Annotated in this window: 6 protein-coding genes; 5 read left to right on the top strand and 1 reads right to left on the bottom strand. The window is 55.4% G+C overall.

Going from position 1 to position 6,000, the window contains the following annotated elements:
• Positions 1-191 precede the first annotated feature (191 nt).
• Positions 192-608, bottom strand: coding sequence for an acyl-CoA thioesterase (locus ACUVOF_RS20195; RefSeq protein ID WP_113270144.1), 417 nt, complete (start codon positions 606-608; stop codon positions 192-194).
• Between the two features lie 248 nt (positions 609-856).
• Between ACUVOF_RS20195 and ACUVOF_RS20190 the strand changes: the two genes are divergently transcribed.
• The 5 genes from ACUVOF_RS20190 to phoU all read left to right on the top strand — a co-directional run bounded on the left by ACUVOF_RS20190 (position 857) and on the right by phoU (position 5,974).
• The gene (locus tag ACUVOF_RS20190; protein WP_447046050.1) at positions 857-1,738 is read left to right on the top strand and encodes a PstS family phosphate ABC transporter substrate-binding protein; all 882 of its coding nucleotides are present in this window, start codon (positions 857-859) and stop codon (positions 1,736-1,738) included.
• A gap of 130 nt (positions 1,739-1,868) precedes the next feature.
• Entirely contained in the window at positions 1,869-2,987 is a 1,119-nt protein-coding gene (locus ACUVOF_RS20185) for an ABC transporter permease subunit (protein ID WP_447046048.1), read from the top strand.
• Positions 2,984-4,408, top strand: coding sequence for a phosphate ABC transporter permease PstA (pstA, locus tag ACUVOF_RS20180; protein WP_447046047.1), 1,425 nt, complete (start codon positions 2,984-2,986; stop codon positions 4,406-4,408). Before ACUVOF_RS20185 ends, pstA begins: the two co-directional genes overlap by 4 nt.
• Positions 4,402-5,217 carry a phosphate ABC transporter ATP-binding protein PstB gene (pstB, locus tag ACUVOF_RS20175; protein ID WP_447046046.1) on the top strand — a complete coding sequence of 272 codons (816 nt, stop codon included), beginning with the start codon at positions 4,402-4,404 and terminating at the stop codon, positions 5,215-5,217. Before pstA ends, pstB begins: the two co-directional genes overlap by 7 nt.
• 31 nt (positions 5,218-5,248) lie before the next feature.
• Complete coding sequence (gene phoU / locus ACUVOF_RS20170) at positions 5,249-5,974, top strand: phosphate signaling complex protein PhoU (protein ID WP_113270148.1); 726 nt, start codon at positions 5,249-5,251, stop codon at positions 5,972-5,974.
• The last annotated feature ends 26 nt before the right edge of the window (positions 5,975-6,000 follow it).

Raw genomic sequence — 6,000 nt, 5'->3', positions numbered from 1 at the left:
TTCTGAGGCACCAACTCGTCAAGCGTGACCATCTCGAGTTCAAACTGTTGGGGAGAGGGATCTTTTAGCATGTGCCCATAAAAGCAAAGCGCTGGCAAAAGCGCCAGCGCTTTGTCAGCAACCTGAGGGCGCTATTAGCGCCCTTTTACTATTTTGGGCTGGACCGTCATTGAAAGGCTCTAAGAAGGGCGCTACTCGCTATGGACGGCTCTTATGCGTCCGTTATCGTCTAACGCGACCATGACAAAACGCGCCTCCGTCACTTTTTGACGCTCTTCTATCCGCTGCCCATGGGGCGGGCGCACCCAGACCTCGACGTCAATTTTGATTGAGCTATGGCCAATCTCTTGTACCTGGGTGTAGACGCTGACCATGGAGCCAACACGCACTGGACTTAAAAAGTCCATGGCTTCAATGGCTACAGTGGCCGTACGGCCACCCGCTTCACGCCCAGCCGCCAATTCAGCAGCCTGATCCATTTGATTAACCAGCCACCCCCCGGGAATATCACCATAAAGATTGGTATCTTGACGAGAAGCCAGTAATTTTAAAGTAAGCTTTCCTTGAGGGGCGGGTACGTCGTCCAAATCGGTTTCCAGAAGAGTCATGGGTTAGTCGCTTAGTCAGTTTATTGTTGTAAACGTTGTAGAAAGTCTACGTTGTCGATGGGCGTTGCTGCATCGCAACACAAAGGGATGAATTTAGTTAACCATAAGAGGACGCCCGTTTGAATACTCTTTTAATTATTCTTTTAACGACGCTTACAAATATACCTTTAAAAGCGATTTCCTCTTATGAAGACTTACGTTTCGCTCTAAAACGCACCCTATTACACTGGATATTGGCATTTCTGGTAATGGTGACGCCCTTCGCCTGGGGGCAATCGTCCTCAATGAGCGGCACTTTAGGCGCAGTGGGCTCAGACACCATGGCAGGCCTAATGCTACGTTGGGGCGAAACGCTTACCACCCACTACCCAGACGTAACGTTACAGTTTCAAGCAAGCGGTTCAGCCAGTGCGCCAACATCCTTAGTAGCTGGCACTACCCGACTTGGCCCTATGTCCCGCCCGATGACCCCAGAAGAACGCGATAATTTTATTGAGCGCTATGGCTACCCACCGCTGGAATTAAAGGTCGCCCGTGACGCGCTTATCATCGTTGTGCATCGTCATAATCCGCTTCGCGCGCTAAACCGCCAGCAGGTCGATGCCATCTTCTCAACCACGCGCACCTGTGGCGCCGATGCGCCCATCAGGCGCTGGGATCAGCTACCCTCTACACAGGACTGGGCATTTGGCAGTATTGCGCTACATGGGCGTAACCTTGCCTCCGGCACCCATGGGCTATTTCAACAACGAGCGCTATGCGGTGGCCACTTTCGCAACGATATTAGCGAGCACCCTGGTTCATCGGCTGTCGTCGCTGCGGTGGGTGAGTCTGTTAATGCAATGGGGTACGCCGGGTTTAATCACCTGACCCCGGCCGTGCACGCGTTAAGCCTGTATAACGAAGACGGTATCGCCATACCACCCGATGAAGCGGCGATACAGAGCGGTGATTATCCGTTGTCGCGCTACCTTTATCTTTATGTGAATCTTCCGCCAGGAGAGAGCTTACCACCAGCCGAGCAGGCGCTGCTCACGTTGATTATGTCCGACGAGGGCCAACAGATTGCACGCGCATCCGGGTTTGTGCCTTTAACCCCAAGCGTCCTTAACGCTCAGCAAAGGTGGTAAACCCCTGTCATCTAAATGACACATAAGTGTCTTAGGGTATGGAGTCAATTTATGTACGTTGTTCTACGCACACTGGTCAGCTTTGTGACCTCCCTGGTTTTGCCATGCCTAGTTTTGCCATGATAGCGACATGACCCCACCTCGGTTAACCTCTTCTCGACAGCCGCTCCGGCTGCTGCAGGATCGCGTGGCCACCGGTTTAATTACGGCGGGCGGTGTTGGCGTATTGCTGGCGATCCTTGCTATCGGCATTTTTTTGGTGTGGGAAACCCTGCCGCTGCTGGTGATTGGCGATACCTTGGCCCTCGCCAAGCTCTCTCCCCTGGCGTGGGGCACCCTTAAAGCTGCGCTAGCCGCGCTGCTATTCGCGATTCCCGTTGCCTTAGGGGCGGCGATCTACTCTGCTCTGTTTATGTCAGCGCGCCTGCGTGCACGTATCAAGCCTGCGTTAGAAATGATGGAGGCCATTCCCGGCGTGGTGGTAGGTTTTATCGCCGGGCTCATTTTAGCGCCATGGGTAGAGCGCCACTTGGCCAGCGTTTTAGTGCTGATTATTTGGCTGCCGCTCAGTGCCGGGCTTGCGGGTTTGCTCTGGCAACTGACCAAAACGCGCCTGCGTCGCCAATTACCGTTCTCCTGGGCAGGTCTCTGGCTAATACCTTGGCTCGCGTTGATGATGGCGATAGCGCTATGGCTTACACCGTGGATAGAGCAGCAGTGGTTAGGTGGTGATCTGCGCCAATTACTTGATCAACGTTTTGGCATGGATTACGCGACCCGTAACGCGCTGATTGTCGGTATTGCGATGGGGTTTGCTGTTATCCCCAGCATCTATTCACTGGCAGAAGATGCGCTCGCCGATGTGCCACCTAGCTTAATAGAGGGTGCCCAGGCGCTGGGTGCCAGCCGTTGGCAAGCGTTATGGAAGGTTGCTCTCGTGGCCGCTGGCCCAGGGATATTCTCAGCGGTCATGATCGGCGCTGGACGGGCAGTAGGCGAAACCATGATTGTGCTTATGGCCAGCGGCAATACCGCCCTGTTTAGCGCCAGTCCGTTTGAAGGCATGCGCTCCATGGCCGCCGCTATCGCCATTGAGTTGCCAGAAGCATCACCCGGAGGGCTGACCTACCATCTGCTGATTTTGGCCGCGCTGGTGTTGTTTATCTTCACGTTTCTGGTCAATACCCTTGCCGAAGTCGTCCGCCAGCGTTTGCGCCGCCGCTTCCGCCAGATGGGGGGCACATTATGACCTCAGTTTTGACCCACGCCGCCTCTCGCCGACCTCGTTTTAGCCGGGCAAATGATGTATGGCCCTGGCTTTGCGCAGCCAGCGTAGCGCTCTCCCTGCTGATGCTCGGCGCCCTACTCACGCTGCTGCTGGTGCGCGGGCTAGGGCACTTCTGGCCCGCTACGCTGGAAGAGGTCACCCTTGACTCGGGCGAAACCTTTGCTGGTCAAGCCGTACGCGAAGTCGCGCTACCCCAGCGAGCAGGGGATGAACGCCTCTACTTTACCGGCAACCAGGATATAGAGGGCGTGCGCTGGCGTTGGGTGGCGATTGATGAAATTACCGAGCGCGCCCAGCCAGACGATTTGATTCGTCTTGATCGCAGCCCCTGGGGCGACTTTATTGGCCGGTTGGTCGCCATAGAGCAGCAGGGCCAGCGGTGGGAGGGAGACGCTGCCTGGCAACGATTGACCTCTTTATTGGCGCTCCCCGTCAGCCAACGCCAGGATAGCCAACTGATGCTTACCACCGTGGACGGCCAAACCCTGCGCCAACCGCTGGCCAGCGTGTCGAGCGCTCAGGCTCCCAATGCCATGAGCGTGTGGCAGAAAACGCTCGCCTGGGGAGATGCAGTTTGGCGGTTTCTGAGTGAGGGCCCTCGGGCAGCCAACACCGACGGTGGCGTCTGGCCAGCGATATTTGGCACGGTACTGATGGTGATTTTAATGTCAGTGATGGTGACCCCGTTTGGGGTGCTGGCCGCTATTTATCTCAATGAAATTGCTCACCAGGGGCGGCTGATCCGATTGGTACGTATTGGTGTGCGCAATCTGGCGGGCGTTCCGTCGATTGTGTATGGCGTATTTGGTTTGGGCGTGTTTGTTTACGGCATTGGCGGCTCGCTGGATGAGTGGTTCTTCAGCGACACGCTCCCCTCGCCCACGTTTGGCACTGGCGGCCTGCTATGGGCATCACTCACCCTTGCATTGCTAACCCTGCCGGTCGTGATTGTAGCAACCGAGGAAGGGCTGGCGCGCATTCCTGAGGCCCAGCGGGAAGGTGCCGTAGCACTTGGCGCTACTCGCCTGGAGATGCTTACCCGCGTTGTACTGCCAATGGCGACCCCGGCTATGCTGACAGGCGTCATTTTAGCGGTTGCCCGCGCTGCTGGTGAGGTAGCTCCGTTGATGCTCGTTGGCGTCGCCAAGTTAGCACCACAGATGCCGATAGATAGTGAGTTTCCTTACCTCCATCTAGATCGCAAGTTTATGCACCTTGGCTATCATTTATTTGACACCGCCTTTCACGGCGAAGATGTGCAAGCAGCCATCCCGCTGGTTTACGCCACGGCGCTACTTTTAGTGTTGATTGTGCTGGTGCTTAACCTAACTGCCATATTTCTGCGTCATTATCTTAGGCGTCAACGGGGAAACGAATGCTAGCGTCATTACATTCAGCTAATACCTCTCAGGCTCCAGTGGCGCACTTTTCGTCCGAGCACAGTTGCCTGAGCATCGATCACTTGAGCCTCGCCTATGCGGGGAAAGAGGCGTTGCGCGACTTAACCCTTAGTGTTCCGCGTCATCGCGTGACGGCTTTTATCGGTCCCTCAGGGTGCGGTAAATCAACCCTGTTAAGAGCCATTAATCGCCTCCACGATCTGAATGAATCGGTCACCCATAGCGGTAAAATCTCGCTGGAAGGGCAAGATATTCACGCCCCGCAAACGAATGTGACCGAGCTGCGGCGGCGGGTGGGGATGGTATTTCAAACACCCAACCCCTTTCCTATGTCGATCTATGAAAACGTCGCCTTTGGATTACGCTTGCAGCAGCGCCTTCCCAAACGCAAAAGGGATGACATTATCGAATGGGCCTTAACTTCCGCCGCGCTATGGGACGAGGTCAAAGACCGCCTTCACCGCTCCGCCTGGCAGCTTTCAGGTGGCCAGCAGCAGCGCCTCGTCATCGCCCGCACGTTAGCCGTACAGCCCGACGTACTACTGCTGGATGAACCGGCCTCAGCGCTAGACCCCATTTCAACGCTCAAAATTGAGGAGTTGATTCGTAACCTCAAGTCAGAGCTGACGTTAGTACTGGTCACGCACAATATGCAACAAGCGGCGCGCGTATCGGATTACACCGCCTTTTTGCACCAAGGTGAGCTGGTTGAATACGGCCCTACTGATCAGGTCTTCACCAACCCCCGTTTGCAACGCACCGAAAACTACATCACCGGCCGCATCACCTAGGCCTTATCGACTGAAATGTCAGGAGTGCTCCATGGATATTACGAGCGATACCCACAGCCAGCATATCTCTCGCCAGTTCAACCAGGAGCTGGAAGAGCTAAAAACCCATCTGATGGCGATGGGCGGTTTAGTAGAGAAGCAAGTGCAGGATGCCGTTTTTGCATTGCTGGAAGGCGATACCCGCTTGGCCGAACAAGTGCGGGATAATGATCGTCAGGTCAATGATCTGCAGCTGCAAATTGACGATGAATGCACTCGGGTACTGGCGCGGCGCCAGCCTGCCGCGTCCGATCTACGCTTGGTGCTCGCCGTTATCCGCGCCACGTCTGATCTTGAGCGCATTGGCGATGAGGCCAGCAAAATCGCCCGCAATGCCCTGCTACTGAGCGAAAGTACCAGCACTATTCGTGGTTTGGTGGAAGTGCGCCATATCAGCGAGCACGTCCGCAAAATGCTGCGCGATGCACTCACCGCCTTTGCCCGCTTTGACACCGACTTGGCCATGCAGGTAGTGCGTGAAGATGAGCTGGTGGACGACGAGTATAGCAGCGCGATGCGCTCACTCATGACGTTTATGATGGAAGATTCACGCTCCATTACCTCTGTCCTCAGCATCATGTGGGTTTTGCGCGCACTTGAGCGCGTCGGTGACCATGCTGATAACCTTGCCGAGTACGTGGTTTATCTTGTCAAAGGGTTGGATATCCGCCATAGCGATCCCGACAACCTTGACCCGCAGGTACTAAAAAAGTCTTGACCTGAAAGGGGTTTCCTCCTGCAATA

This window comes from Vreelandella sp. H-I2 (genome assembly GCF_052959335.1).
Note: the sequence above shows the minus strand (reverse complement) of the source record. Positions and strands in the feature narration are given on the sequence as shown.

What these genes read in the sequence shown, in the direction of transcription:
- ACUVOF_RS20195 (WP_113270144.1), bottom strand. Translation starts at nt 608, where the DNA reads ATGACTCTTCTGGAAACCGATTTGGACGACGTACCCGCCCCTCAAGGA.
- ACUVOF_RS20190 (WP_447046050.1), top strand. Translation starts at nt 857, where the DNA reads ATGGTGACGCCCTTCGCCTGGGGGCAATCGTCCTCAATGAGCGGCACT.
- ACUVOF_RS20185 (WP_447046048.1), top strand. Translation starts at nt 1,869, where the DNA reads ATGACCCCACCTCGGTTAACCTCTTCTCGACAGCCGCTCCGGCTGCTG.
- pstA (WP_447046047.1), top strand. Translation starts at nt 2,984, where the DNA reads ATGACCTCAGTTTTGACCCACGCCGCCTCTCGCCGACCTCGTTTTAGC.
- pstB (WP_447046046.1), top strand. Translation starts at nt 4,402, where the DNA reads ATGCTAGCGTCATTACATTCAGCTAATACCTCTCAGGCTCCAGTGGCG.
- phoU (WP_113270148.1), top strand. Translation starts at nt 5,249, where the DNA reads ATGGATATTACGAGCGATACCCACAGCCAGCATATCTCTCGCCAGTTC.